Source organism: Fischerella muscicola PCC 7414 (genome assembly GCF_000317205.1).
In the GTDB taxonomy this organism is placed as follows: domain Bacteria; phylum Cyanobacteriota; class Cyanobacteriia; order Cyanobacteriales; family Nostocaceae; genus Fischerella; species Fischerella muscicola.
Window position 1 is genome coordinate 12,894 of sequence record NZ_AJLK01000005.1, and the last position, 26,324, is coordinate 39,217.

The 26,324-nt window shown below is 42.7% G+C and carries 22 protein-coding genes, 1 pseudogene and 1 other annotated feature; of the genes and pseudogenes, 10 read left to right on the forward strand and 13 right to left on the reverse strand.

Annotated features, from left to right (window positions below; translation table 11 throughout):
- Window positions 1-18: 18 nt before the first annotated feature.
- Entirely contained in the window at window positions 19-3,300 is a 3,282-nt protein-coding gene (gene ileS / locus UYI_RS0100575) for an isoleucine--tRNA ligase (protein ID WP_016864748.1), read from the reverse strand.
- 67 nt (window positions 3,301-3,367) lie between these two features.
- Window positions 3,368-3,627: a binding site (T-box leader), on the reverse strand.
- Window positions 3,628-3,812: 185 nt separating this feature from the next.
- Complete coding sequence (gene ald, locus UYI_RS0100580; protein ID WP_016864749.1) at window positions 3,813-4,901, reverse strand: alanine dehydrogenase; 1,089 nt, start codon at window positions 4,899-4,901, stop codon at window positions 3,813-3,815.
- Window positions 4,902-5,358: 457 nt separating this feature from the next.
- On the opposite strand from ald, the gene UYI_RS36135 reads away from it, so the two are divergent.
- The 4 genes from UYI_RS36135 to UYI_RS0100605 all read left to right on the forward strand — a co-directional run bounded on the left by UYI_RS36135 (window position 5,359) and on the right by UYI_RS0100605 (window position 8,107).
- Entirely contained in the window at window positions 5,359-5,532 is a 174-nt protein-coding gene (locus UYI_RS36135) for a CAB/ELIP/HLIP-related protein (RefSeq protein ID WP_009453905.1), read from the forward strand.
- A gap of 406 nt (window positions 5,533-5,938) precedes the next feature.
- Window positions 5,939-6,235 carry a hypothetical protein gene (locus UYI_RS0100595; RefSeq protein ID WP_016864751.1) on the forward strand — a complete coding sequence of 99 codons (297 nt, stop codon included), beginning with the start codon at window positions 5,939-5,941 and terminating at the stop codon, window positions 6,233-6,235.
- Window positions 6,236-6,384: 149 nt separating this feature from the next.
- Window positions 6,385-7,467 carry a WD40 repeat domain-containing protein gene (locus UYI_RS0100600; RefSeq protein WP_016864752.1) on the forward strand — a complete coding sequence of 361 codons (1,083 nt, stop codon included), beginning with the start codon at window positions 6,385-6,387 and terminating at the stop codon, window positions 7,465-7,467.
- 136 nt (window positions 7,468-7,603) lie between these two features.
- Complete coding sequence (locus UYI_RS0100605; protein ID WP_016864753.1) at window positions 7,604-8,107, forward strand: 2TM domain-containing protein; 504 nt, start codon at window positions 7,604-7,606, stop codon at window positions 8,105-8,107.
- On the opposite strand, the gene UYI_RS36320 is transcribed toward UYI_RS0100605, so the two are convergent.
- Complete coding sequence (locus UYI_RS36320; RefSeq protein WP_157226272.1) at window positions 8,104-8,289, reverse strand: hypothetical protein; 186 nt, start codon at window positions 8,287-8,289, stop codon at window positions 8,104-8,106. The genes UYI_RS0100605 and UYI_RS36320 overlap by 4 nt on opposite strands.
- A gap of 85 nt (window positions 8,290-8,374) precedes the next feature.
- Between UYI_RS36320 and UYI_RS36325 the strand changes: the two genes are divergently transcribed.
- Both UYI_RS36325 and UYI_RS38535 read left to right on the forward strand, forming a co-directional pair.
- Window positions 8,375-8,563: a hypothetical protein gene (locus UYI_RS36325; protein WP_157226273.1), complete on the forward strand. Its 189-nt coding sequence runs from the start codon at window positions 8,375-8,377 to the stop codon at window positions 8,561-8,563.
- A gap of 193 nt (window positions 8,564-8,756) precedes the next feature.
- Window positions 8,757-9,749, forward strand: a pseudogene (locus tag UYI_RS38535) (nucleoside hydrolase).
- Window positions 9,750-9,858: 109 nt separating this feature from the next.
- On the opposite strand, the gene UYI_RS0100630 reads toward UYI_RS38535, so the two are convergent.
- Together UYI_RS0100630 and UYI_RS0100635 are read right to left on the reverse strand one after the other, a co-directional pair.
- Window positions 9,859-10,968: an S-(hydroxymethyl)glutathione dehydrogenase/class III alcohol dehydrogenase gene (locus tag UYI_RS0100630; protein ID WP_016864758.1), complete on the reverse strand. Its 1,110-nt coding sequence runs from the start codon at window positions 10,966-10,968 to the stop codon at window positions 9,859-9,861.
- Between the two features lie 112 nt (window positions 10,969-11,080).
- Window positions 11,081-11,908: a class I SAM-dependent methyltransferase gene (locus UYI_RS0100635; protein WP_016864759.1), complete on the reverse strand. Its 828-nt coding sequence runs from the start codon at window positions 11,906-11,908 to the stop codon at window positions 11,081-11,083.
- A 148-nt stretch (window positions 11,909-12,056) separates the two neighbouring features.
- Between UYI_RS0100635 and rimM the strand changes: the two genes are divergently transcribed.
- The 3 genes from rimM to UYI_RS0100650 are packed head-to-tail and all read left to right on the forward strand — an operon-like array spanning window position 12,057 to window position 15,775.
- Window positions 12,057-12,701 (forward strand): ribosome maturation factor RimM, encoded by a 645-nt coding sequence (rimM, locus tag UYI_RS0100640; RefSeq protein ID WP_016864760.1) that lies wholly within the window; start codon window positions 12,057-12,059, stop codon window positions 12,699-12,701.
- 30 nt (window positions 12,702-12,731) lie between these two features.
- On the forward strand, window positions 12,732-12,989 hold the full coding sequence (locus tag UYI_RS36330; protein ID WP_146007589.1) for a hypothetical protein: 258 nt from the start codon (window positions 12,732-12,734) through the stop codon (window positions 12,987-12,989).
- 38 nt (window positions 12,990-13,027) lie between these two features.
- Entirely contained in the window at window positions 13,028-15,775 is a 2,748-nt protein-coding gene (locus UYI_RS0100650; RefSeq protein WP_016864762.1) for a CHAT domain-containing protein, read from the forward strand.
- Here the strand turns inward: UYI_RS0100650 and UYI_RS0100655 are convergent.
- The 4 genes from UYI_RS0100655 to UYI_RS31665 form a co-directional block, all read right to left on the reverse strand.
- The gene (locus UYI_RS0100655) at window positions 15,772-16,890 is read right to left on the reverse strand and encodes a T3SS effector HopA1 family protein (RefSeq protein WP_016864763.1); all 1,119 of its coding nucleotides are present in this window, start codon (window positions 16,888-16,890) and stop codon (window positions 15,772-15,774) included. The genes UYI_RS0100650 and UYI_RS0100655 overlap by 4 nt on opposite strands.
- Window positions 16,891-16,920: 30 nt before the next feature.
- A complete protein-coding gene (locus UYI_RS0100660; protein WP_016864764.1) occupies window positions 16,921-18,069 on the reverse strand; it encodes a phosphotransferase family protein in 1,149 nt (382 codons plus the stop codon).
- Between the two features lie 143 nt (window positions 18,070-18,212).
- Window positions 18,213-18,461: a hypothetical protein gene (locus UYI_RS31660; protein WP_016864765.1), complete on the reverse strand. Its 249-nt coding sequence runs from the start codon at window positions 18,459-18,461 to the stop codon at window positions 18,213-18,215.
- 49 nt (window positions 18,462-18,510) lie between these two features.
- Entirely contained in the window at window positions 18,511-18,741 is a 231-nt protein-coding gene (locus UYI_RS31665; RefSeq protein ID WP_016864766.1) for a hypothetical protein, read from the reverse strand.
- A 75-nt stretch (window positions 18,742-18,816) separates the two neighbouring features.
- Here UYI_RS31665 and UYI_RS31670 point away from each other — a divergent pair, with 75 nt between their 5' ends.
- The gene (locus UYI_RS31670) at window positions 18,817-19,446 is read left to right on the forward strand and encodes a peptidylprolyl isomerase (protein WP_016864767.1); all 630 of its coding nucleotides are present in this window, start codon (window positions 18,817-18,819) and stop codon (window positions 19,444-19,446) included.
- A gap of 210 nt (window positions 19,447-19,656) precedes the next feature.
- Here the strand turns inward: UYI_RS31670 and UYI_RS0100680 are convergent, their stop codons facing one another.
- From UYI_RS0100680 to UYI_RS0100695, 4 genes are all read right to left on the reverse strand, one after another.
- Complete coding sequence (locus UYI_RS0100680; protein WP_016864768.1) at window positions 19,657-22,281, reverse strand: two-partner secretion domain-containing protein; 2,625 nt, start codon at window positions 22,279-22,281, stop codon at window positions 19,657-19,659.
- A 177-nt stretch (window positions 22,282-22,458) separates the two neighbouring features.
- The gene (locus UYI_RS0100685; RefSeq protein ID WP_016864769.1) at window positions 22,459-23,145 is read right to left on the reverse strand and encodes a hypothetical protein; all 687 of its coding nucleotides are present in this window, start codon (window positions 23,143-23,145) and stop codon (window positions 22,459-22,461) included.
- A gap of 67 nt (window positions 23,146-23,212) precedes the next feature.
- Window positions 23,213-23,884: a DUF928 domain-containing protein gene (locus tag UYI_RS0100690; RefSeq protein ID WP_016864770.1), complete on the reverse strand. Its 672-nt coding sequence runs from the start codon at window positions 23,882-23,884 to the stop codon at window positions 23,213-23,215.
- A gap of 4 nt (window positions 23,885-23,888) precedes the next feature.
- Complete coding sequence (locus UYI_RS0100695) at window positions 23,889-26,195, reverse strand: CHASE2 domain-containing protein (protein WP_016864771.1); 2,307 nt, start codon at window positions 26,193-26,195, stop codon at window positions 23,889-23,891.
- Window positions 26,196-26,324: the final 129 nt, after the last annotated feature.

A 26,324-nucleotide genomic window follows, 5' to 3' on the forward strand; every position in this document is an offset into this window, starting at 1 on the left:
TGTCTCCCCATCACCCCATCACCCCACCTCCCCATCACTAGAAATTTTCTGGAGAGTGACTCTCAACTGTATATCGTTGATGTTCACACAGGTGCTGTAGCACGCCTCCTTGATCTCCGCAAACCGAATCTCCTGGGCTAATACTTCGTTCTTGACTGTTTCCAGATGAGCTTCAAGAGCCTCTAAAAGTGTTCCTGAGGTTTCCAACCCAAGACGAATCCGATCTGAAAGATTGAGTCCTGCTTTTTTGCGTATTTCTTGTAATAGACGAATTGCCTCTCGAACCACACCTTCTTGGATTAACTCTGGTGTGAGTTGAGTATTCAACGCCGCTAAATAGCCGTATTCTTCAATCGCTGCATAACCTTCTGGACTGTTAACTTCAATCAGAAATGCCTCCGGCTCTAGGCGATAAGATTTTCCATCTAGATGAATAACTGTCTCTTTACCCTCACGGACATTGTGGACAAGTTCGTGGGTATCAATAGTTTCTAGCTTTTTCTTCAACGCAGGTACTTGCTTACCAAGACGCTTACCAACCAGAGGCAGATTTGGCTTGATGGTATAATCAACGAAATCTGTTGCTATGTCTAAATAAGTAACTTTTTTAACATTAAGTTCTTCCTTAAGTTGTTCTTCTAGGCGCTTGAGTCCAGCAATTTCGGCTTGATTGCGAACCCGCACCAAGATTTCCCCTAGCGGTTGCCGGATCTTAACCTTTGCTGTGGCGCGGGCAGCACGTCCTAACTCTACAATCCGGATCAGCGTCTCCATATCACGCAACAGATTGGTATCGATGAGCGTGGGATCGAATTTTTCCCAGTTAGCTAAATGTACTGATTCTGGTTGCTCAGGAAAGACACTCAGTACTAAATTTTGGTAAATGTGTTCGCTCACAAAGGGAGCCATGGGAGCCATGAGTTTAGCAACAATGACCATCGTCTCGTAGAGGGTTTTGTAAGCTGAGAGTTTATCGCCATCATGTTCCGACTTCCAGAAACGGCGACGATTGCGACGCACATACCAGTTAGAGAGATCGTTGACTACGAAGTCGCGGATTGCTCGGCTAGCACTGGTGGGATCGTAAGCTTCTAATCGCTCAGTTACATCTCGGATCAGTACATTTACTTTAGCTACCAACCAGCGATCAATCTCAGGACGCTCAAAGACAGGAATATCCTGTTGCAAATCTGGCTGGTCGAGATTGGCGTAAAGCACTAGGAAACTGTAGGTATTCCATAGTGTCATCAAGAAGTCGCGTAATGTATCTTCAACTAGTCCTTGGGAGAAGCGCTTGGTATTCTCTGGTGGACTGGTGCTGTAAAGATACCATCGCAGCGCATCGGCTCCTTGAACATCAAGGACAGTCCAAGGGTTAACTGTATTTCCCCTTGACTTAGACATCTTCTCGCCTTTTTCATCCACAATGTGTCCAAGGACGATCGCATTTTTGAAGGCAGGGGAATCCTGAGCGATATGAGCCAGAGAACCGCCAGTATCTGTAAGTAAGGTGGCAAGGGCATGTAGGCTATAGAACCAGCCCCGTGTCTGATCGATCGCCTCACAAATATAATCGGCAGGAAAATTCCCAGCCAGCACGTCCTGGTTTTCAAAGGGATAGTGCCATTGGGCATAGGGCATAGCTCCCGACTCAAACCAGACATCAACTGTATAGGGAACGCGCTGAAAACGCTTACCATTTTTCTCAAAAACAATCTCATCAATGTAAGGACGATGCAAATCTAACTCTGACAAATCCCGCCCTGTCAATTCTGCCAACTCTTTGACACTGCCTACACAGATATAATCACTTTCGTCTTCACTCACCCATACAGGCAGAGGCGCACCCCAGTACCGTTCCCGCGATAATGCCCAATCGATATTATTTCTCAACCAATCCCCAAAGCGACCATCACGGATATATTCGGGATGCCAGTGAATTTTGTTGTTGTTGGCAATAAGCTTGTCTTTGACAGCAGTTGTCCGAATGTACCAACTCTTTTTGGCATAGTTGATCAGCGGTGTTCCATCCCGATAGTTGAATGGGTAAGTGTGGTTAATAGTTGTAGCTCGATAAAGCAGCTGTTTGTCTAGCAAATCCGCGATAATTTGCCGATCTGCATCCTTGAAAAACTGTCCAGTGTAAGGTCCCTCACCCTCAGGAGCATCAACTAGCTTCACCTGAGGATAAACTTGACCTAGCAAATCCACAGAGAAAAGCATCGGCAAGTTGTACTTGCGCCCCAATTCCAGATCCCCATAAGCTGGAGCGATGTGAAGCACGCCTGTTCCTTCATCGACGATCACCTGCTCGTCGCTAACTACACGAAACCCTTGGGAAAGGTCTTCTCCTTCCGGTACATACCCCTGTAAAAGAGGCTGATAGCGAAGTCCCACCAGTGCTTCCCCTGTAAAAGTTTTCAGCGTTCGATAATTCCCCTCTCCGAAGACTTGATTAGCAAGACTACTAGCAAGAATGTAGAGGTCTGTTTGTGAGCGATCGCCTGCTTGAGGTGGTGCTGCAAACAGCCCATACATAGCATCTGCCCTCACAGCCAGAGCAACGTTAGCAGGGAGCGTCCAAGGGGTAGTAGTCCAAGCCAGCAGATAAACTGGCTGTGTCTCATTTTCCAACAAACCACACTTGACAAGTTCACCAGTATATGCAGGAAACTTCGGATAAATAGAAGGGTCTTCTACATCTCGATATCCCTGTGCCACTTCATGGTTCGAAAGGCTGGTATTGTTACGCGGACAGTGCCAAGTTGAGCGGTAGTCTTCAAACAAAAGATCCCGTTCCCACAGCGACTTCATCAACCACCAGCAAGACTCAATATATTGATTTTCGTAAGTAATATAAGCGTTTTCTAAATCTAGCCAATAACCAATCCGTTCGGTCATCGCCTGCCAATCCTGGATGCGTTCAAAGACCGATTGTTTACATAGCTCATTAAACTTAGCAATGCCAAAAGCTTCAATATCAGCCTTCTTGGTAAAGCCTAACTTCTTCTCAACTTCCAACTCCACAGGTAAACCGTGAGTATCCCATCCGCCCTTGCGCTCAACTCGATAACCTTGCATCGTTTTGTAGCGCAGGAACAAATCTTTGTAAGCACGGGAAATTACATGATGGATTCCTGGCTTGCCATTAGCAGTTGGCGGCCCTTCATAGAAGACATAATTTCCTTGAGGTGCATCTTTTTCCACTGACTTTTGGAAGATGTGGTGCGTTTTCCAAAAGTCGATCACTTCTTGCTCAAGGCTAGGAAAACTAAGGGTTTTTTCAACTTCTTTAAACATAATTACCGCGTTCACTATCCATGCAGAAATATTGCAGAGTCAGCCAAAGCCAGACTCTACACCTCCACATTGGGGCGCTGAGGTGAGCGCGGTACCACCCAAATTTACCCAAGTCTTACGACTTAGGTCTTTGCAGCTACTCCCGACTGGGAAGAGCGACCCGCTATCACGTGCGGGACACGTCCCTATCTACTTAAAGCCTTTGGGGCTTTGTTCGGAGGGCGGCTCAGGGAGGATTTTCATTTCTGCCGTGTGGTCAGGCTTACACCATCTCTGACTCGCTTTTGCACCGACTCAAAAACTACTCGTTCCCGTCATTGCCTTTGATGGGTTATTGATATTGATTATTTAATCATGCCATTAGATTGAAGTTTTCAGCAATTGACACAAAGAAGGGGTGTAAGGGTGCAAGGGTATGAGAGTGTAAGGGTATTAACTACTTTTGGGCGATTGTATTAAGTTTCTACACTTCTATTCCCCTACACCCTTATTCCCTTCCTCCTGCCTAATTCCTAAACTAAGTCAGGAAACACCTCTTGCACAGCCGGATGCACTAAGCGATGATTCTGCACGTTGACACCTTTGGCTAATGCAGGGTTATTTTTTAGCGCCTCCATTCCCTGGTTTGCTAATTGCACCACGTATGGTAGAGTACTGTTATTAAGTGCCTGAGTTGCTGTCCAAGGAACTGCCCCCGGCATGTTAGGAACACCGTAATGCAGCACACCTTCCTCAACGTAAACAGGGTTGGTGTGTGATGTAGCACGCATAGTTTCTACACAGCCGCCTTGGTCAACAGCCACATCAGCGATTACTGACCCTGGTCGCATTTGTTTGACAAATTCACGAGAGACAATAATTGGTGCCCTCCGTCCTGGTACAAGAACTGCACCAATTAAGAGGTCTGCTTCACGAACTGCTGCTTCAATATGAGCAGAGTTGCTGTAAAGTAATTCTACTCGTGAGCCAAAAAGAGTTTCCAAGTAGCTCAAGCGTTCTACATTCACATCCAGAATCTGAACGCTAGCTCCCATGCCGACAGCAATTTTAGCGGCTTCTGTGCCAACTACACCGCCGCCTAAAACTACCACCCTGCCTGGTTTAACGCCAGGTACTCCACCCAAAAGGACACCTCTACCCCCTTGTTGCCGTTCTAAAAATCTTGCTCCGAACTGTACTGATAAACGCCCAGCGATGACGCTCATGGGTGTCAGCAGAGGTAGCCTGTTTGCACCAGGTTGTTCTACTGTTTCGTAGGCGATCGCACAGACGCCACTATTAATTAAATGCTCGGTCAAATCCCGATGAGCCGCTAAGTGCAAATAAGTAAATAGAACCTGCTCTTTTTGCAAAAATTTATACTCAGCAGCTAAGGGTTCTTTGACTTTCACCACTAACTCGCGATTCCAAGCGGCTTCTGGTGTTGGGACTATTTCTGCGCCGGAATTTCTGTAGTCATCATCCGTAAATCCAGCACCTTCACCGGCTTGAGTTTCTACAAAGATATTGTGACCACTTTCTTTGAGTACCCTAACACTTGAGGGACTCAAACCAACTCGAAACTCTTGGTCTTTAGTTTCTTTGGGAACACCTATATCCATTCACTGCCCCTAATTAATTTAATTTTTGTTTAGCTTTAGTTTGTCAGTCTTATCCCTGGTATGTTGAATCCAAAAATACGAATTTACCTGAGTTTGCCCTGATATCACCAATTTAACATTGACTCCATTTTGGGATCGGGGATCGGGGAGTGTGGGGAGTGTGGGGAGAATAATATAGCAACTAATTCCCCCTTCCCTTGTCCCCCTTCGCCCCCTAATCCCCAGAGGGGACCCCGAGTTCCCCCATGTCTCCCTTGTCCCCTCACACCCCTCACACTCCCCACACTTCCCTCCTTCCCTTCCCTGATCTCGTATATGGACTTGACGATTTTCTGAGTATTTCTAAAATATATTAAGAATAATAAAAAAATGTAAAACAGTAGTTGAGCTACATAGCTCAATATGCTTTACCACAAAAGTGTAGTAATTTACATTTCCCAACAAGAGGATTTTTCAAATGATGACACAATCACAACCAAGCGTCACCCCTAAGCTAGAAGAGCCAAAATTTGGATTTAATGAATATGCTGAGCGCTTGAATGGTCGAGCTGCAATGATTGGCTTTATTCTGATGGTGCTGATTGAATACTTCACCGACAAGGGTGTCCTATCATGGCTCGGTCTGAAGTAAATTGCTAAAAAGTACTAATGTACTACTTGTAAGTAAATGATAAAGCGATAAGGTTCAGTTAAGGTTTTGCTCTACCCCTTCGAGTGTCTCGGTGGTGAAAAAGATCATCTTGAAACCACTAAGACATAAAGAGTGCTAACTGAACTGTATTGAGTTATAAAGAAGATTTCAACCAGTTGGATATTCCAACTGGTTTTCTCATCTGAAAAACAAGACACTTCTTTTCATAGTCAGGGTTCTATGCTGTTCGGAAAACCGCCCAGAAGTGGTTTGTTGTAATACTCTCGTTTAATAAATAAATATAATATTATGATGTAAATGTAGACTCTAGCTCAGAGCGCTAAATGCAGGTTAATATTTCTCAGTAAATTTACATAAAAGGTGAACTGAAATAAACCAAGCTGTGATGAATCCTCTATTGCCTCGTTTTTTAAAGTCAGCCTACCGAAAAGAACCGCTAATCAGCGTAGTGATTACGATGGGAGTGGTAGAAGCGCTGATCGGTGGATTTGACGATAAGTGGTCTTTGTTCGCTTTTGGTTTAGGAACAGCAGGAATAACGCTTTTATTAAAATTTTGGCTACGTCAACAGCGTCGCCCTCTACCTGCTGAGGAGACTGTGGTGCAACATTACTTGCCTTCCCGTTCTTCTAGTCCGACTTTACCAATGCTGAGTATTGCTAAGAAGAAACCACCCCAGTAGAATTTAAGTTTAAAATTTTATATTTAAGATTAGAAAATTCACAGAGCATCGCCAAATTTATGGTTTTCACTCTTGTGGAGTTTTTTTTCTTGACTTACAAAAGTAAAGTAAGTCTTGGGCGATCGCTCGTAGTTCTAATCTAAAAATATATGAATAATAGTTATAGTAAAGTATTTGACAAAATCCTAAATATCAGATTAAAAATTTCCTCTATAAGAGGGGTAAGTATAGCAGGTGCTGTGGCGATCGCTTCCTTGGTACAAATACCACCTGTAAATCCTGCAACTGTTGAAGCGAGACCAAATCCTGAAACTAGCAACAACTTTTTTCAACCCCAGCGAATTTATACTTTTAAAAATTATTCAGGAAGGATTAAATCCCTGACCTTCAGTCCTGATAGCAAAACTTTGGTGAGTGGAGGTTCACACAACGATGGTGTAATTCGCCTGTGGAGTATCAAAAATGGCGATATCATAGGAACCATTCGCAAGGCTCAGAAAACAGCTGTCGAATCTGTGCTGATTTCACCAGATGGTCAAACTTTGGCTAGCTGTAGTAACGATTACACTGTTAATCTTTGGAATCTCAAAACTAACAAATTTACTCGTTCCTTCATCGGTCACACTAGCAACGTTCTATCTTTAGCTGCAACTCCTGATGGAAAAATTCTGGCTAGTGGTGGTTTAGATGGTATTCGCCTGTGGGATTTGGTAAAAAAGCGTCCCCTAGCTACTTTAGTACACTACAACAATATTTCTAAAATTACGATTAGTCCAGATGGTCAGATTCTCGCCAGTGGTGAGACTCAGGGTGTAGTCAAATTATGGGAGTTAAATTCTGGTCAACTTATCCGTCAGTTTTCCGCCCACACTCAAGTAGTCAGTGGTTTAGCTTTTACCCCAGATGGACAAACTTTAGTTACTGCTAGCCATGATGGCAGTATTAAACTGTGGGATGCCAAAACAGGGAATTTCGCTAGTACTCTTACAGAAAACAATAACTCAATTAATCATAATAATTGGATCAATGCCATTGGGATTAATCCCAATGGACGTACATTAGCTAGTGGTGGGAAACAGGGCGTAGTACAGTTATGGGATTTAACCACAGGAAAGTTACTGAATACACTTGAGGGACATACCGACTGGGTAAGTACGATCGCCTTTAGTCCCGATGGAAAGTTATTTGCTAGTGGCGGATATGACAAAAGAATTTTGGTTTGGCGCATGTAACGCATTTCCCAAAACCAACCACTAGTAGATTTGCTAGTCTAAGGATATTGGCAAGTGCATTGCTGGCGATCGCACAAATGCGTAATCATTATTAAGTAAAAATACTGATAGTAAAAGTAATAGCAGAGACATTACTATGACAGCACCAGAAGATCGATCCACTCGTTTCTATACTCAAGAAGATATACAGAAAATTTTACACTTGGCGATCGCTCGCCAAGCCAAAGACCAAGAAAAAGAATTTTCCTATGAACAACTCTTAGAAATTGCTAGAGAATTGGAAATTCCCCCAGAAACCCTTAGACTAGCAGAACGAGATTGGCAAATTACCCAAGGAGAAATACAGCAAAGGCAAGCTTTCAACAACTATCGCATAGGAAGATTTAAAAAGCGCTTTGGTAAATTTACCATTGTTAACGGTGTTTTACTCTTAGTTGATCTAGTTGGTGGCGCAGGTCTATCTTGGTCACTGTATATTTTCTTATTTTGGGGACTAGGTGTAGCCCTTGATGCTTGGAACACCTTCCAAACCAAAGGTGAAGATTACGAAATGGCTTTCCAAAAATGGTATCGCCAGAATCAGCTCAAACAAACTATTAACAGAGTAGTCAATAAATTCCTTAACGCATGGCAGAGTTAGAAGAAGGGAGGTGGGGGGCTAGGGGTCCCCACTTTGTGGGGTTGGGGGGGAATGGGGAGGTGGGGAGATGGGGTGATGGGGAGATGGGGTGATGGGGAGATGGGGTGATGGGGAGATGGGGAACTCACCGGACCCCACGACCGACAGGGAGGAGCCAGTGCGGTGGACGGGTTTCCCGGCATAAAGCACCTGGCGTTGGGGATTAGGGGCAATGGGGAGTGTGAGGGGTAGTGAAACTACTAACCACTAACTACTAACTACTAACCAATGTACAGACGCTTCAAACAGCGCGTCTGTACAACTACTAACCCTACCCTTACCTTAAGCCACTACGTGTCTACGGGTTCGTCAGTCGCTCATGGGGGACTCACCGGCCCCCACGACCGACAGGGAGGAGCCAGTGCGGTGGACGGGTTTCCCGGCATAAAGCACCTGGCGTTGGGGATTGGGGGCTAGGGGTCCCCTTTGGGGTTGGGGGAGGGACCCCCCTTGGGGCGCGCTGACTCACCACTAACCACTAACCACCAACCACTAACTACTAATAACCAACAACCACCAACCACCAACCACCAACCAACAACCAACAACTAACAACCAACAACTAACTACTAACAGCCTTTACCCAAAATCGTGTTTATTCACAGCGTCTATGCGTAAATTTCTGATTGATACAGATACAGCTTCTGATGATGCTGTGGCTATAATTATGGCGCACCGATGGGTAGATGTCCATGTAGAAGCGGTAACAATTGTTAGTGGTAATGTCTCAGTAGAGCAAGGGGCAAAAAACGCACTGTATACACTTGAAGTATGCAAAGCTTCCACACCTGTGTATATTGGCTGTGCCAAACCAATGTTGCGAGAATGTAGTTATGCTCATTGGTTTCATGGCGACGATGGTATGGGTAATAAATTCTACGCTGAAGCTAAGAGTAAGCCTCAATCAGCACATGCAGTAGATGTAATTATTGACAAAATTAAAACATACCCTGGTGAAATTACCATAGTGACGCTAGGGCCACTTACCAACATTGCTACAGCATTATTACGTGCGCCAGAAATTGCATCACTAGTACAGCGTTGTGTAATTATGGGTGGTGCAGCCAATACTGTTGGCAACGTTACACCTGCTGCTGAATATAACATTTGGGTAGACCCAGAAGCAGCTAAGATAGTCTTTCACAGTGGTATGCCCTGTGAAATGGTTGGTTGGGAATTAATACCAATTCGCCAAAAGAATGCGACAGATGGGCCATCTTGTAGAGACGCGATGAATCGCGTCTTTATCCAAGGATGTGTTGCTATCATTAATTGAATTGGTATAAGTCGCCACAATGCAGCGTTAACTTCCAGAGAAATAGAAACGGTTATGAATTTCGGTACAGAAACAGCACGTCTGGCTATGGAGTGCAACATCAAAGCCTTAGATGCCAGCATAAACATTCAATCTGCATCTGGTTTGATGTTACCTGATCCCGTAGCAATGGCAGTTGCCCTTGAACCAGATATTGTGATCCGTCAAGGCAAATACTTTGTGGATGTAGAAACAACAAGCCAATTCACGCGGGGTGCAACAGTTGTTGATGAGTTGGGTGTAATGCGAAAAACCTCCAACATGAATGTCAAAGGAATGAAAAGTTGAACGAACACAGATGCACACAGATGAACACCGATGGATTATGGGTTTGCCGTTAGGTTAATCCCCAATCCCTATTCCTACCAGTAACAGTCCGGCAATAAGTGATATTTATTTAAAATGTCACTACAGAGCGAATTGATTCACCCTTATGCATTAAATCAAAAGCATTGTTAATCTCTTCAACTGGCATTACATGGGTAATTAAATCATCAATGTTGATTTTACCTTCCATGTACCAATTAACTATTTTCGGTACATCTGTGCGTCCCCTAGCGCCACCGAAGGCTGTGCCTTTCCAAACACGTCCGGTTACAAGTTGAAACGGACGGGTGCTAATTTCTTCACCTGCACCAGCAACACCAATAATTACACTCACACCCCAACCTTTATGACAGCATTCCAATGCTTGGCGCATGACTTGTACATTGCCAATACATTCAAAACTGTAGTCAGCACCACCTTTGGTTAAATCTACTAAGTAAGCAACTAAATCTCCCTCAACTTCCTTGGGGTTAACAAAATGCGTCATCCCAAATTTTTCTGCAAGGGCGCGTCTGTTGGGGTTTATATCTACCCCCACAATCATATTTGCTCCCACCATTCGCGCTGCTTGGACGACGTTCAAACCAATACCACCCAAGCCAAAAACTACTACATTTGCTCCCGGTTCTACTTTTGCTGTGTTGATAACTGCACCAATACCTGTTGTGACGCCGCAGCCAATGTAACAAACTTTATCAAAAGGCGCATCTTCACGAATTTTGGCAACGGCTATTTCTGGTAGCACCGTATAGTTAGCAAAAGTAGATGTACCCATGTAATGATGAATCATCTTGTTATCAATACGGAAGCGACTTGTACCATCTGGCATCACACCCCGTCCCTGGGTAGCACGGATGGCTTGACAAAGATTGGTTTTGAAGCTAAGACAGTATTCACACTGACGACATTCAGGGGTGTACAAGGGAATAACATGATCTCCTGGCTTGACACTGGTAACGCCTTCTCCCACTTCAACAACAATACCAGCGCCTTCGTGTCCTAAAATTGCTGGAAATAATCCTTCCGGATCTTTGCCCGAAAGAGTGTAAGCATCTGTATGGCAAACTCCACTGGCTTTAATTTCTACCATCACTTCCCCAGCTTTGGGGCCTTCTAGTTGCACAGTTTCAATAGTCAAAAGTTTACCAGGTTCGTAAGCTACTGCTGCTTTAACTTCCATGATTGCTCTCCTGTTTTGCTTGCTCAATCAGCTGATCTGAGTGTATTGCCGGACGTATGATATGAAATTATTTGTAAATGTTTAGTAAAAAGTCTAAGTTAAGCGATCGCGTTTACTGACATTTTTGAGCTATGTGAAAAGCAGAAATATATGATAGATGAAGACTTCCGCCAAATTCATGCTCTATTCTATCCCGCAGTCCTGTAAATAATGCCTCTTTATTTTGTGGTTCTAGCTTGAGGTAGGGTGAGTAAGTGTTCAAAAGTGTCAAATATTCATCAACTGTGTAGATGACTTCAGACTCAACGTTTCCGGCTACCAAGTCTTTAAATTGTCCAGAATCTATGATCATTTGCCCCAATCCTCTCAAGATGTCTTCTTGAGTTTTTCTGTCTTCATATCGATTCAGGGATGGAGCGTGAATTTGATAAACTTCTGATAGACGTTGGTAAACCCGATAGCGGGGCTGAAGCTCTTTGTTCCACAATAAAATTAGGTAGCCGTTTTTTTTGAGAGCTTTTGCTGCTTTCGGATATCCAACTTCCATGGGTATCCAATGGAAAGAACTCGCTGCTAAAACAGCATCAAACTTTTCAGTCTCTAGCATCCATTCTTCAAAGGATGTGTTTTGAATCTCTACGTTAGGATACTGTTGACAATTTTGTTGGGCTAACTGATAAAAATCTGTGTTGGGTTCTAAACTAAGGATTGAACAACCCAATTGAGCAAACGCAACTGTTGCAGTTGCAGGGCCACATCCCACCTCCAGAATTTTTGAATTCGAGGAGAGTTGAGTAATCTCCACAACCTGACGAATCAAATCTTGAGGATAGCGGGGTCTGGTTTTGTTATAAGCTTCTGCTGCTGGAGAATACCAATTTTTTCGATGTTCTAAGTCTTTGTTGGAGTAACTGGCAATGATTTCTTTTAGGTTTTTCATAATTCTATAGATAAGTCTTAAAGTCTTGAGGAATTAAACCCAAGGTATAGAATTGTTAACTGATAACTGTATAAGGCTAAGTGTACAAGCGATCGCCTGTTAGTGTTTGATTTGAATGAACCACAAAGACACGAAGAACGCGAAGAGTATGAAACAAAAGGGTAAAAAGAGAAGAGATAGAAAAAAATCCGACTCTTCATCTTCCTATCCTTCCACGTCTACTTCTCCCACTCCCCTGTTGGGAAATTGGATAGAAATTGGTACGATTGTTGCACCTCAGGGTTTACGTGGGGAAATGCGAGTTTATCCTGATTCGGATTTTCCGGAGCGGTTTGAGGTTCCAGGAAAGCGTTGGTTATTACGTGCAGGAGAGACAGAACCGCAATTAGTAGAATTACTGGGAGGACGTATAGTTGAAGGTAAAAATTTATATGTAATTAAGTTGGCTGGTGTGAATGATCGCAATCAAGCGCAGGAATTGCGCGGTTGTAAATTATTGGTTCGTGCCAGCGATCGCCCACAGTTGGGGGAGGATGAATATCATGTATTGGATTTAATTGGTTTGTCAGTTTTTATGCAGGAATCTGGCGAACTTGTTGGTACAGTGGTAGATGTGATTGCTGCTGGTAATGATTTGCTAGAAGTCAAATTACACCAACAACAAACAACAGACAACAATCAACAAAAAACCGTTTTGATACCCTTTGTGAAAGCGATCGCCCCAACGGTAGACTTAGAAGCTGGCAGGATTGAAATTACACCACCACCTGGATTGTTGGAAATTAATATTTAGGTGATTGAGAGTGAGTTTTTAGATATCCATATGTTGATAGCCATTTCAGGCGGTCGTGAACGTACAAAGATGGAATTTCAAACTCTGTTTGAGGCTTCCGGCTTCAAGCTGAACAAAGTGATTACTACAAAAATTTGCAAAAATTGGCATTATTACACTCAAAGGGATCTACTTTGTGCGATCGCCCTTCTTACTCCTTTATCGAAAACCGTCTCATCATCGAGCATTTATCGTCCTTGTAAAAATCCCCATAATTTTAATTATGGGGATTTCCCTGTTGCCTCTTAAGTTTTATCTGATCGCTCCTGAAATCTATATCAGTTAGAATGTACTATCGGATACTAAGAATCATATTTTTAATAATTTTAGGACTATTCACAGCCTTATCTATCCCTGTTTTGGCAGGCCAAAGGGTTGTAGGAAATGATAGTGCGATCGCTCAGATATCCAATGCCCAAGTGTTACTGCAACAGGGTATAGAATTTTATCATCATGAACGCTTTGCCGATGCAATAAATGTCTTTAAGCAGGCATTTGCCAATAGCCAAACAGATCGACTCAAGGGAGCGCTAGTCCTACGCTATCTTTCCTTAGCGTATCAGCACTTGGGGCAGTGGCAGGAAGCAGAAAAGGCAATCTTGCAAAGTCGCCAATTGCTGGAAAATCAGAAAAATCTAACTAACACCCCAGCCTACTTAGATGTTTTGGCTAAAACCTTGAATGCCCAAGGCCGTCTGCAATGGATGAAAGGCGATTGGTCTAAGGCTTTAGACAGTTGGAAGCAAGCAGAGGTTAATTACAAAAAAAACAGTAACAATACGGCTGTCATTGGTATTTTAATTAACCAAATTACCGCCCTACAATGGTTGGGGTTAAACCGTCAAGCACTTGCCTCTTTCAGCCAGCAGTCCCTAGTGGAATTCCCAACTGTCGAGCAAGTGATCAGACAGATAGAGCAAATGATCCAACAGCAATCAGACCCCAACCTCAAAGCATTGGCATGGCAAAGTCTAGGCGAAGCTCTCAGACGCATTGGTAATCTCTCACAGTCTGAGGAGGTTTTGCAAAAAAGTTTGCAAGTGGCTCAAAAATACCAACTCGCGAAAGCCACTAGTTCTGCACTGCTGGAGTTGGGCAATACCAAACGCGCTTTAGCGAACACAGCTCTTGCAATCAATAAATTAGAAGACGCGAAAAAGTATACTCATGATGCGATTAATTATTATCAACAAGCTGCTGTATCTCCTCATTTGGGAATCCAGGCTCAACTGAATTTACTTAGCTTCTGGGTAGAAACTGGGGAATGGTTAGAAGCTACCAAACTGTGGCCCCAAATTCAGCAACCGTTAGCCAGCTTAGCTGCTAGTTCAACAAACATCTATGCCAGACTTAACTTTGCGAGGAGTCTGACTTGTCTTGTTCCGAATATTGATAAAAATTCACTTTTGCGATTAGGGTGCGATCGCAGCAACAAACTCAGGAAAAACACCTCTGAACAAAGCTTAGTCACATCTTTTCCCTCATTCCAACAAATCGACCAGATTATAGCTACTACCCTCCAACAAGCTCGTAGTTTACAAGACCCCAGAGCCGAATCCTATGCTTTAGGGCAACTGGGTGAATTATACGAGCTAAGCGGAAACTTAGCAAAAGCTCAAACCCTGACTCAGCAAGCTGTTCTGCTAGCCGAGCAGATTCAAGCTCCTGATATTGGCTACCGTTGGCAATGGCAGTTGGGACGTTTATGGGAAAATCAAGGCGAGAGAAAAAAAGCGATCGCTGCCTATACAGATGCAGTTACATCTCTCAAATCAATTAAGAACGATTTACTCTCCATTAATGCAGATGTACAGTTTTCTTTTCGAGATCACGTAGAACCCATTTACCGCAAGTTAGTTGATTTATTATTGGCAACAGAGGGAAGCATTCAACCAACTCCAGAAAATCTCCAGCAAGCTACTGAAACAATTGATTCCCTACGCTTGGCTGAACTAGAAAATTTCTTGCGCTGTAACCTATCACGAACTGTACAACTGAACCAAGACATTAACAAAGTAGACTCGAAAGCAGCATTTGTTTATCCAATTATTTTGGAGAACCGAATAGAAATTATTTTCAAACTTCCAGGGCAATCTCTAAAGCACTATGTGACTTCTGTTGAAAAGACTGAAGTAGAGAAAGCAGTCCTAGAATTGCGAGCAAACGTATTAAAACGTAACTACCCAGAGGCAGTTATAGAAAAAGCTACACAGCTATATCAATGGTTAATTTTACCCCTAGAACAAGACTTAGCAAATCACAAAGAAATCAAAACTTTAGTATTTGTTCTAGATGGAGCTTTGCGAAATATTCCTATGTCAGTTCTTTATGATGGCAAACGGCAAGAGTATCTGATTGAAAAACAGTATGCGATTGCCCTAGTTCCAGACTTGCAACTTTTCGATCTTAGACCTTTAAAACGAGAACAATTGCAAGTATTAACAGCTGGAGTTAGTGATAAGAAAGAAATTGACGGACGTTTATTTGAGCCACTTCCCAATGTGCCAGAGGAGTTGCAGCAAATTGGGAGTGTAGTGCCAGCAAAACCACTCCTAAATCCAAATTTTACTAAAGTCAACCTGCAACAGCAAATTAATTCCGGAACTTTCTCTACTGTTCACATTGCTACTCACGGTCAGTTTAGTTCTGACCCCAAAGAAACATATATTCTGACTTACGATAAACTCCTCAAAAGCGATGACTTAAATAACTTGCTGCGTGGTAGCAACGAATACTCCAGACGCAGTATTGAGTTACTGGTTCTCAGTGCTTGTGAGACAGCCCAGGGAGATAACCGAGCCACTTTAGGATTAGCAGGAATAGCTGTACGAGCAGGGGCACGGAGTACTTTAGCGACACTGTGGCAAGTGAGCGATCGCTCCACAGCAGAAGTGATGGGGCAATTCTATCAGGAGTTAACGAATCCTGAGATGACGAAGGCTGAAGCACTGCATCAGGCGCAATTGGCGTTGTTTAAGAGATATAAAGCTCCTTACTATTGGGCACCTTATGTTTTAGTTGGAAATTGGCTTTAGTTTAGCGGCTTATAAATATCTTCAGAGTTAGCATTTAGGTAAGGACGTTGCCAATCAATTCCCAGCACAGAGAAATGCTTGAAGATATTATTCATCCTACTCTCGGAAGAATTGTCCCCTTTGTGCCAAACCTCTAATAAAGCATCAGCTACTATTTGACAGCGATTCATGCCAAAACTCTCTTGGGCAGTAAATTTGCGGTTAGGTTCTTCTGCCAATGCTAATCCTGGTGCTAATTGCTTGGTGAATAGAGGGATCTGTGGCTGAAAATGTGCTTGATTTTCAGCATAAACTTTTTGAAGTACTTCCCTGAGTACTGGATAGTGACTGCGCTCAAAGTAGAGGACGCCTGAATCATAGCGCTTGTAGTCGGTAGGGTTATATAAAACTTTAAAGGAGAAGGGAATTTTGATTTTGTTTAGTTGTTGTGTCAGGTTTGCCATGACTGCAACTGCACCTTCAGAACTGAAATGGAAGTAGATTCTAACTATGGTAGGACGGCTGTATGAGTTGCCGCGGGATTCTGCACCTGTATCGCTAATTGCTACATAGAAACCAATCTGTACTAGATTGCGAGGCATTAGGATTGACACTAAGTCACCGACACAGGCAGATTGTTCTACTAGTTTTAGATGGCGAACGCGATCAATATGCACTGTCAGTTCGCCTTTTGTAACAGCCAAACTTCCATCGCTCTCTTGTCGTAGCACTTGCCAACCAGGGTCAAAGTAGCCTTGACCGCAATTGCTTTGGTGCAAGCGATCATAAAATATCATGTCAATTCCCAGAAAAGTATTGTTCTCTAAGTTTGGTGGAACAAACTTGTCTGCTGTCTCAGTTTCGAGAGCTAATACATCTTGTAGATAGCCGTTGTAATAAATGCCGTAAAGAAAGCTTCGCAGTTGTAAGCTCAGATACTTATGCTGCAATTCTACTGATAGGTGCTGAAAGCGTTGGACTCCAGAAGGAGACAGTTGGAGCGGTTTGAAAGCTGGATGGCTGATGCAGAAGTTAGGTTGGATTTGAATATTATCAGCGATGTCTTGCAGTGATACCAGTAAACGGTTGTCCGCATCTGCTGGTAAGTAATTGGGAACAAGATCTAGCAATTGCATATTCGTAAAGTTGGTGACGACTATAAAGACTTAAACAGGTATGCAGCTATCAACAGTAAGTTCCGACTCAGGTAGACCAAACACAGTCAAGATAGACTGTGCTGGGCGACACAGTAGACTTTTAGCAACTTGCAGCGTACAGATAGCGACATTACCGAATGCTTTTTGGTATTGAATACTGGCGTGAATGTGTTGAATCAAGGCAAGCCCAGCAGATTGCAGCACTAGATGCAAAAAATTAGGACGATAAACTACAATTTCTGGAAACTGCTTTAAGTAAGCCTGTGTTAATGCTGCAATCGAGGGTTGAAGTAACTGTAAAGGAGTCATTGCCAAACCAAGAGATTCTTCTATACTAATGGTGTTGCTAACCACGAGACTGTTTAACCAAAGTTGTAGATAGCTACAAATCAGGTGTCCCAAATCAAATGCTGGATCGCCCCAGCTACAAAACTCCCAGTCAATCAAGCGGATGAAGCTCGAGTTCGATAACTCAGGCTGTTCCCAATCTAAATGTAATAGGATATTGTTTAGCTTTAGGTCGTTGTGAACCAAGCAACAGGAATCAAAGGCACTAACTAATTTTGCGATCGCCTGCCCTAAGCTATCGTAACGCTGATATAAAGTAAAGAATTTTAACCCATCTACAGGTATTAAACCAAAAGCTTCAGGAGTAATCCGGTCTAAACCGCGAGCTAATTTTGGCGGTTGACTGTTCGATAAAAAGTTCTGATAGTCCTGTCGATTGAAAGTTGTGCGGTGAATGGTTGCGAGAATGCGACCAATGTTAGAGGCGATCCCTGTTGAAAAAACATTCTCTTGTCTGTAGAAATCAGCCAAATCACAATAATTGTCCAGATAGTTAAAAACGATAATAGAATCATCAGCATTAAAATGCACAACTTCTGTCAGCCAAGGACGAAGATAACTAAGTTCTGAAAAGTGTGCTAAAAATTGCTGAAATCGCCATTCATTCGTAAATTTACCTGCGGTATGTCCTCTGGAGTTGTGCGGTTCTTGCTTCACTATTAACTGATGCCCATCATTCAGCTTCACTAATAAATTGAAATTTTTAGCTGCTTTTAATTCTATTTGTATCTGGTCTTTGTCTTGCTGATCACATAGATTATGCTTAGCTAAATACTCCAAGACATTTTGAGAGCTTAACAAAAAGTTCATAGTCATTTCCCCGTCCAATTAAAGCTGCGATCGCCAAAATATCTCTCTAGTTAAAGGCGATCGCAACTGTATGTAATTTCAAAGTTTAGTAGTTAGTTGAAGAACTGTGAGCGCATAGAAATAACTACTAACTACTAGCCGATTTATTTAGATGCATTACTGATCGCTCTATAAGCTCCATAAGCACTAAGAACCATTACCGCAGATCTAACAACTCCAATTGCAAAAGCTGCACACTCCGCCGATGATGCCGCAGCAAAAGCGCAGACTGGCGAACTGCCACCATGAATTGAATCAAAGTCCTCAGAGGTAACTTCATCAAGATAGCTTTCTCGATCTACAAACAAGCTAATTCCAGTTAAATCAAGATCAGAAATAGCGATAGATGACATACTCATCTCCTCCTATTAATTTCATTTAATTAGTGGTTTCAGACTTAAATTAGTTGGAACGCTGGCTGAGATAATAAGTGTAAGCAGCACCGATAGCCGCGCCAATTAACTCTCCACAAGCACCTGAAGATCTAGCTATAAATCCAATTATTACGTATGGAGTAGCACCACCAGAAATACTTCCTATTTCTTCACCAGATAATTCCGTCAAGAAGCTTTCAGAATCAGAAAATAATCCAAAACCAGCAGGCTTTAAGTCAGTAACTTGAATAGTAGACATCAAAATTTCCTCCTAATTAGAGGTGAAATGGATTGCCAAGAAATAAAAGTCAACAGGTAATAACAGCACGAAATTGTGTCTACAACAGAAAATTTAGGTATCAAGCTAGAAACGGAAGAACTTCAGCAGGCCGCAGATAATTTCCGAATTCTGAAGAAGCTCAAAAGTGCAGAGCAAACCTGGAATTGGTTGCAAAAATATTATCTATCTCTAGATGACTTTGAGGAATTAGTTTATCTTAATGTTCTTTATGCTAAGTTAGCTGAATATCTATTTGCAGATAAAGTTGAGCCATTTTTTATTGAGAATAAACTTAATTACATAGGTGCATATATTTATGAAGCTATTTTGAATGATGAAGATTTGGCAATTGAGCTTTTTTACGCAATTAATGAAGGTGAGATTAGTTTTTATCAAATTGTTCATCAATACATTCTCGAACCAGAATTACGTCGCTCTGGTGGATATCAGGGAATGCGACTTCGTAAAGATTTGAAACCAGAAATTTCTGCTGCTGTCTTTGCTGCCAAACCACCACAACTTCTTAAGCCTATTGTAACTTCTAAAGGAATTCATTTGATTTTAGTAGAGGAATTAGTTCAGCCAAAATTGGATGATAAGCTTCGCTCTCAAATCCTTTCAGATTTGTTTTCTCAATGGTTAAAAAAACAAATTAAGGAAGTGGAAGCAAGACTAAAGTTATAACTTTAGTACCCAATGAATTATTGAATAATTTATCTTTGGCGTTGCATATTTGCGGGATGACTTTATTTTCTATTTTCATTGAAAAACTCAATTCTTGGCGTCGTGGCGGTTCATTCTACCCTGCACCGAAACCCTACTCTGCCTTGAAGCCGCTTTGCGTCTACGGGTACTCTACATTCCCATTTTATGCAACGCCTTTTCGTGTCATTCTTATGGATGACAGCGACCTTGGGAAGCAGGAATCTCAGCAACAAGAGTAACTTCTCCTGTTTGATTAACTACCCACCCTTGAGCCTCGACAATTTTGTTAGGCGAGTTGATTGTTGAGGCAGAGGTACTTGGAGATGGTACATCTTCCCAAATTTGACTGCTGCTTAGTGGTTCGTAGGGATTAGGTGCAATACCTCCTCTGCCAGTGTTATAAAATGCCACAGATGATTGCTCCCCCTGTGCTTGACAGCCCTGTGCAACTTCCACATTGATTGGTATTGCTGGCAACTGCACTAACCCCTGACTTGGGTCAACATTTGGTGTGTTAATTGCGACAGTGCCATTCAAGCCAAATTCAGAGCTAGCATCAATGTCATTGCTTCTATTTTCTGAAGTTGCCTTGCGCTCCTCAATGCCGAAAATTCCCTGAGTGGTGATGTTAATTTTGCCACCATTTCCCAGAAAAGCATTAGCAACAATGTCATTATTCTGCTCAGGTACGGCAACTACAAAACCTTTGGCAGCATCAACATTGATGTTTCCGCCATTCGCATCTTGAAAAGCTTGAGCAGAAATCAGGCTTTCATTTTGCATAAATAACAAGTCTAAGTTTTGTAGTTTTATATTCGCACCTTCTCCAGCGTTAGTTTCAGCGGTGAGTTTTCCTTGGTTAAGGCGGAGGTCGTTAGTTGTAATTGTCAAATTGCCAGCAGAACCAGAACCTTTTCCGCTCACTGTTACTTCTGCCCCATCTTTCACATTTAAGCGATTAGTTGTGATAATTAAGTTACCGGCTTTTCCAGAGGCTTGAGCATTAGTAAACAAGATACTGGGGAAGCTATTAGAACCAATGCTTCCCGTACCTACGACCTCTACAGAGTCAGCAGCGTTGATGGTTAAAGTTCCACCAGGCCCTTCACCAAAAGAACCCGCTCTGATTTCTCCTCCCTTTTGAATAACTAACTGCCTGAGATTTAAAGTTGCAGTTCCTCCCTCACCATTACCTAAATTATCGGCTGATATTCTGGCTCCATTCTCGACAGTAAGCAGTCCAGTGCTTAGGTTCAAGTTGCCAACATTACCTGTAGATCCTGGCTCGGCGGAGACAAAAATCCCACTACGATAGCTATCGAGAAGTGAGGCTGTGGCAAGTGGTGAAGTTCCACTTAGTTGAATTGAACCGGAGGCGTTGATAGTCAAATTTCCGCCATTTCCTCCATTTCTGGCGGCAGTAGATATTTGCGCTCCATCCTGGACAGTTAGCTGTCTAGTATCAATCATCAGATTTCCGGCATCGCCTGCATTTTCTATTGCTCCTTGGGCGACTTGAGCAAAAATACCGCTAGGAAAGGCTCCATCGACTGTTGTTCCTATCAGTTCTACAACATCCAAGGCTTTTACTATCACATTCCCTGCTCGACCTTCGCCAAACGTAGAAGCATCAACAATTGCTCCATCTCGAATCAGCAACCGTTTAGTTTCAATCATCAAATTACCGCCGTTGCCTGTAGCTTGTTCCAAAACTTGAGACAATAAACTACTGGGAGCCGAACCATCTAAGCTTGTTCCTAGTAATTGTACAGAATCTGAGGCTCTGACTAGCACATTCCCTGCTTGACCTCCACCCCAAGTGAAAGTTCCTACGAATGCACCCCCTTCGACAGTTAATTTCCTGGCATTTATCACCACATTTCCGCCATTTCCTGTCCCTAAAGTACTAGAAAAAACTAAGGAACCGTCAGTAAGGGTGATGTTCCCACCTTGCAGTTGGATATCGCCACCACCCTCGCCACTTCCATAAGCGATCGCACCTTGGGAAAATTGCATATCTGCAAAGTCCCCAACATCTGCATAATCGAGAGCGTAGCCTTTATCAATCTCACTGAGCTTGACTAAACCTGTGCCAGCAACGCTAGCTAGCTCAATTCTGCCTCCTGTCGTCGTCAAATTGCCTCCCTCTAGCGTCACATTACCCCCTACCAATGCCAAGGTTTTACTATTGGGAACTTTCAATCCAATGGGGTTGGGGGGATCTGCATCAGTGAGTTCTCCATTTGGACTTGCCTGAGATTGATTAACAATCTTGCCAGGATTTGAGCCAAACTGTAGCCCTAAAGGAACACTCACAGTTAATAATGGAGAAGCTTGAGGAGCAGTTGCACTAAATTCTGTACCGTCGGCAAATTTCAAGCTATTCGCTGTACTTGCAATGAAAGAACCCCCGATATTCAAACTGGCATTCTTTCCGAAAATGATGCTATTGGGGTTAATAAAAAACAGATTGGCAGTGCCGTTAGCTCGGATCATACCATCGATGTTAGAGCCTGACCCACCTGTTACCCTAGTGATGATGTTCCTAACAGCCGAGTCATTGTTGAAAAAGGCGGTGTCTCCGGTAGTATCACCAGTCAAAACAGAAAACGAAAACTCCTTAAAGCTGTGAAAAAGATTGTCACCCCGTCGAGTACCTCCCTCAATCAGCCTGATATTGTCTTGGGGTGTAACGGTGGAATTAATAGGGAGTGTCTGATCCGGAACAATTTCTGCCGCTGTTCGGTTGGAAGCTAACAGCCACAATAAGACGATCCAACTCAAGTTCCAGAATCGAAATTTATAGGAGTTCATAGACACCATCCTTCCACACAAGCAAATAAAAATATTTGGCAGCTTACCGTACCCCAAGTTTCTACGCTTACGGACTAGCTGTAGGGGTAGTACTCTACCACACAAGTTTTGACAGCTTGCGAGACGTCAGATCCCCGACTTTTTTAAAAAGTCGGGGATCTAGCCAAACTGTCAAAATCAATTTGGTGAACTAGTAGGTTCAGGAGTGGTAGATGCAGGAGATGGTTGGGAAATGGTAAATATACCCCCGGTGTTCACCTGTGTGTCATCTGTGTCATCAATGTCAACATAACGAGGGAACATTCCTTGTATTTGATTCAATTCACTTAAGCTTGTTAAGTTATTGATGAGATTGGAATCATGAGACTGAACAAACCAAATCATTTCCGGCTCAGAACTAGTACCAAAAAATGAAATATCGTACCTAATTACATCTTGAGAAAAATCAATATCAGAATTCACCGTAGTAAATAACTTCTGAAGCTCCTCTAAGGTAATCGTCTTCCCATCGCCAATTTTGATTCCAACAACATTACCATTTGAATCGGTCTTAAGTTTAGTAACCCTCACACGTGCGGGTGGACAAGGATCTTTGCCACAAATTTGAGAATTTGTAAAAGCACCTCCTGGATCAATATTAAAGTTCTGAATAGCTTTCGGGAAATATCCTTTATTATCCCTTCTATCCCGATCTTTAACGCTGGTGTCTAAATCAAAAGTAAAAGTAGCAGTGTTAATTGAGTTGCCAGTCCACCTGGCTCTTTGAGCTTGAGAAGACTCCGGAATTAAACAAAATAATGTGGTGAAAACTGCACCTAATGCTATAACTTTATTGAAGTTATTTAGTCTTAAGAAATAAGTCATTTAAGTTCCTCCAAATTTTTGCAATTTCATATAATCATCCAATCAAAATTTTATCTCCAGTTAATGATTATGGCTCATTAACTGAACTAACAATAGGCGCTGATGCCAGTCCTTGCAAACCAACAGATTTTAAAAGATTTTCCCATTTATTTTTAATTTTAGAATTGTTTGGATTAAACATATAGTTTTTAGCTAAATTTGTGAGTTCATCATACCAAATTACATCATTAGAGTTTGGCTGAATTCGTGTTACCCAACCTTCCAAAACAACATCATCTTCTTGGGAAATTGCTTGAGAATTACAATTAACTTTAAAGTACCAATGATAGTTCTGGTTCAGTTGCAAGGAGTTTTTGGGATTTGGTGGTAAGGTAATACCAATTATCCCTGGTGTTTTTGCTAGTTTCGGGAAAGTGCGGTAGAGAGTGGTTTTCTCTTGTTGATCGTGTAATGAAAATTCTATAGAGTATATATCTTGGGGACGATAGGGAATATAAAACCAAAAGCTGGGATACTCTGCTGTTGTCAGACCTTTAGCATTTTCAGGTACTAAGGCGGTGATGGGTTGGTCTAGCTGTTTACAAGCAACAATTTGTCCAGGACGGGTTCCCCCTGGTACACGTTGACCATTAGGTGTGCCGGTGTCTGGTGCTGATATCAAATTCGCTTGTGTCCATGCCAAGCTGAAATTACTCATGAATCCAAATACTATGACAATTGTTACAAATATTAGTTTCATGGTTTTAAACCTCTTCTGGCTTTGGTAATGGTATGTAGGCAATTACAACCCCTGTGAGCAATAAAGCTAATGCAGTTGGGATAAAAGGTAGCCAGTAACCATGTATTAAAAAACGCAAGCAAATCCAGTATAAACATGGGCTAGTAATGCTGAGGGCTACAACCAGATGTATGGTTGATTCTGTTTGACGCAGATATTGCGATCGCACTAACAAAACACTTACTCCACCGATTACCGACCAAGCCAGTATCCAAAGTGCATCTCCCCATTGTGGTAACCACCAAATCAGAGGACGCTGATTCTCAACCGCGCTGAGGATCTGACTTACTACGTGAGCATGAATGTCTAATCCCCGCATTTTCCCGTAGGGGGTGGTGTGATTATCTTGCACACTGGCAGCACTGACACCAATCAAAACTACTTTATTGTTGATCCACTCAGGTTCAAATTTTCCTGTTAAGATTTCCTCAATGCTGATACGTCGAGCAATTTGCGAATGAGCGCGATAATTAATTAAAATTTGGTTGCCGCGTGCATCCAAATTTTGGTATCCACCGCTATGAGACTGTAGGCGTCGGAAAACTACTTTGCCAAACTGCCAGTCTTTATCAACAGTAATGCTAACTGGAATCTTATTTGCTTTCAGATAGCGGCCAGCTAGTTGCAGACTGAAAGCGTAGGGTGTTTTGCAGGGTGAAAGTGAAGATGTCGGGTTAGATGTACGGGAAAGTAGTTGACGACGAATGGTATCGCTTTGGTGGTCAACTTCTAAATCATTAAAACCTAATTGACTGGCTGGGCTTTTGGGTGGAGGTGCAATACTATTTTTAGTGGTGTTACCGAGTGTACAAACGATTATCAGATGTTGGTTTTGTTCTAACTGACTGACTAGCAAGTCATGACCAGGTAATACAGGTTGGTCACGAAAGATATCTAGACCAATGGCGACAGGTTGATATTGTTCTAGTTTGGTAATCAGTCGAGCCAGAATACCATCAGGTAAGGGATATTTGTATTTACGAATATCTTCTTCATCAGCACCAACTATCAACAGGCGAGAGTCTGCTTCTTCTGGAGGACGCTGACGCAGTAGGTAATCGTAGCTTGCTAACTCCCACTTTTGCAGAAATCCTTGCGATCGCACTCCCATCAACAAGCTAGTTACAACCAAACTTGTAGCCAAGACTGTTCGCAAACTACGCCAGATGAACGATCTTGGGTTTGTGCGTCGTCTTTGACCTACCCATATTAAAGGCTTGGCTGCTGGATTTTGGCAAATTACTGGCAACCAGCTAGCACAGGGAAATTCATCCTCTAGACCTTGCAGTCTCTGACGGGCTTGTTGTACTGCTGTATAAAGAGACTTACTATTAGCAAATGCCTGCAAAAAATATTTTAAAAATGCTTGTGCAACCATGTCTGGAACTGGTTCCCGCATCACAATCATTTCTGGGATATGCAGTTGTTTTAACTCGCGTGCTAATCCCAAACCATCACAGGAGTTGAAAATCGCCAATTGCAATCCGTTTGTTACTGCTTTTTGCAGGGCATACCTCAGTTCATTCAGCGTTAAGCTATCAGTCTGGTTGAGATATATCCGCCCTTTTTCACCCTCTGTTTGGCTATGACCAGCAAAAAATAGAATATCCCAGTGTTGCTCCCAAAGCTGATCGTTTAACTCTTGACGTTGCGGTTCTACTAAAAAGGTGATTTCTGCATTCGGTAAATTCAAAAGCTGTTGTCTGTCTTGTTCAACTTGGATACCTTCACTATTGCCGAGAATCGCTAAGATTTTGAGTTGGTTGCGAATGGGAGACTTCTCAGCTTTTGGTGAGAACTCTGACTCCAAAGTACTAAGTCCAATTTCAACTTGGCTGTAGCGTTCTAATAAATCCCATTCTTGCCAGGGGAGTTGCCATAGCTGATAATTTTCCGCACGAATAATCAACCGTACTTCTTCTGTTGTACTGACTTTTTCTAACCATTTTTCTCGGATCGGGAAAAATGGCTCTGCTCTTAACCAGATATTAAGGCGATCGCATAACTCGGAGGCTTGCTGGCGACATTCCTCACGCTGCTTTTTGAGCGAACCATCAATCCTAGCTCTTTTCAGTTTAATGACACGAGTTGCTTTGCTCAAACTACGATATATTGACTGCCAGTCGCTATACATGAGTGCAACCTCAGTGGCGCTGGGCAAGTTGCCAATAATTTCTGTTTCAGGGCGTTCACCTTCTGAACCAATTTCTAACGTTACCCGAAAGCCCTGATTAAAATCACCATCTAGTTTGAGAACAATTAACTTGGTCATTGGGGATTGGGGAGGTGGGGAGATGGGGAGGTGGGGAGGTGGGGAGATGGGGAACTCACCGGCCCCCACTCCCCCAAGGGAGTGGGGATTGGGGAGGTGGGGAGATGGGGAGGTGGGGAGGTGGGGAAC

Bases quoted from the DNA above. Each gene is read 5' to 3' on its own strand.
- ald (WP_016864749.1), bottom strand. From the start codon at position 4,901: ATGGATATAGGTGTTCCCAAAGAAACTAAAGACCAAGAGTTTCGAGTT.
- UYI_RS0100650 (WP_016864762.1), top strand. From the start codon at position 13,028: ATGTACTATCGGATACTAAGAATCATATTTTTAATAATTTTAGGACTA.
- UYI_RS36320 (WP_157226272.1), bottom strand. From the start codon at position 8,289: ATGCCGGGAAACCCGTCCACCGCACTGGCTCCTCCCTGTCGGTCGTGG.
- UYI_RS36325 (WP_157226273.1), top strand. From the start codon at position 8,375: ATGTACAGACGCTTCAAACAGCGCGTCTGTACAACTACTAACCCTACC.
- rimM (WP_016864760.1), top strand. From the start codon at position 12,057: ATGAAACAAAAGGGTAAAAAGAGAAGAGATAGAAAAAAATCCGACTCT.
- UYI_RS0100595 (WP_016864751.1), top strand. From the start codon at position 5,939: ATGAATCCTCTATTGCCTCGTTTTTTAAAGTCAGCCTACCGAAAAGAA.
- UYI_RS31665 (WP_016864766.1), bottom strand. From the start codon at position 18,741: ATGTCTACTATTCAAGTTACTGACTTAAAGCCTGCTGGTTTTGGATTA.
- UYI_RS0100630 (WP_016864758.1), bottom strand. From the start codon at position 10,968: ATGGAAGTTAAAGCAGCAGTAGCTTACGAACCTGGTAAACTTTTGACT.
- UYI_RS36330 (WP_146007589.1), top strand. From the start codon at position 12,732: ATGTTGATAGCCATTTCAGGCGGTCGTGAACGTACAAAGATGGAATTT.
- UYI_RS0100690 (WP_016864770.1), bottom strand. From the start codon at position 23,884: ATGAAACTAATATTTGTAACAATTGTCATAGTATTTGGATTCATGAGT.
- UYI_RS0100660 (WP_016864764.1), bottom strand. From the start codon at position 18,069: ATGAACTTTTTGTTAAGCTCTCAAAATGTCTTGGAGTATTTAGCTAAG.
- ileS (WP_016864748.1), bottom strand. From the start codon at position 3,300: ATGTTTAAAGAAGTTGAAAAAACCCTTAGTTTTCCTAGCCTTGAGCAA.
- UYI_RS0100635 (WP_016864759.1), bottom strand. From the start codon at position 11,908: ATGAAAAACCTAAAAGAAATCATTGCCAGTTACTCCAACAAAGACTTA.
- UYI_RS0100600 (WP_016864752.1), top strand. From the start codon at position 6,385: ATGAATAATAGTTATAGTAAAGTATTTGACAAAATCCTAAATATCAGA.
- UYI_RS0100680 (WP_016864768.1), bottom strand. From the start codon at position 22,281: ATGAACTCCTATAAATTTCGATTCTGGAACTTGAGTTGGATCGTCTTA.
- UYI_RS0100695 (WP_016864771.1), bottom strand. From the start codon at position 26,195: ATGACCAAGTTAATTGTTCTCAAACTAGATGGTGATTTTAATCAGGGC.
- UYI_RS0100655 (WP_016864763.1), bottom strand. From the start codon at position 16,890: ATGCAATTGCTAGATCTTGTTCCCAATTACTTACCAGCAGATGCGGAC.
- UYI_RS0100685 (WP_016864769.1), bottom strand. From the start codon at position 23,145: ATGACTTATTTCTTAAGACTAAATAACTTCAATAAAGTTATAGCATTA.
- UYI_RS36135 (WP_009453905.1), top strand. From the start codon at position 5,359: ATGATGACACAATCACAACCAAGCGTCACCCCTAAGCTAGAAGAGCCA.
- UYI_RS0100605 (WP_016864753.1), top strand. From the start codon at position 7,604: ATGACAGCACCAGAAGATCGATCCACTCGTTTCTATACTCAAGAAGAT.
- UYI_RS31660 (WP_016864765.1), bottom strand. From the start codon at position 18,461: ATGTCATCTATCGCTATTTCTGATCTTGATTTAACTGGAATTAGCTTG.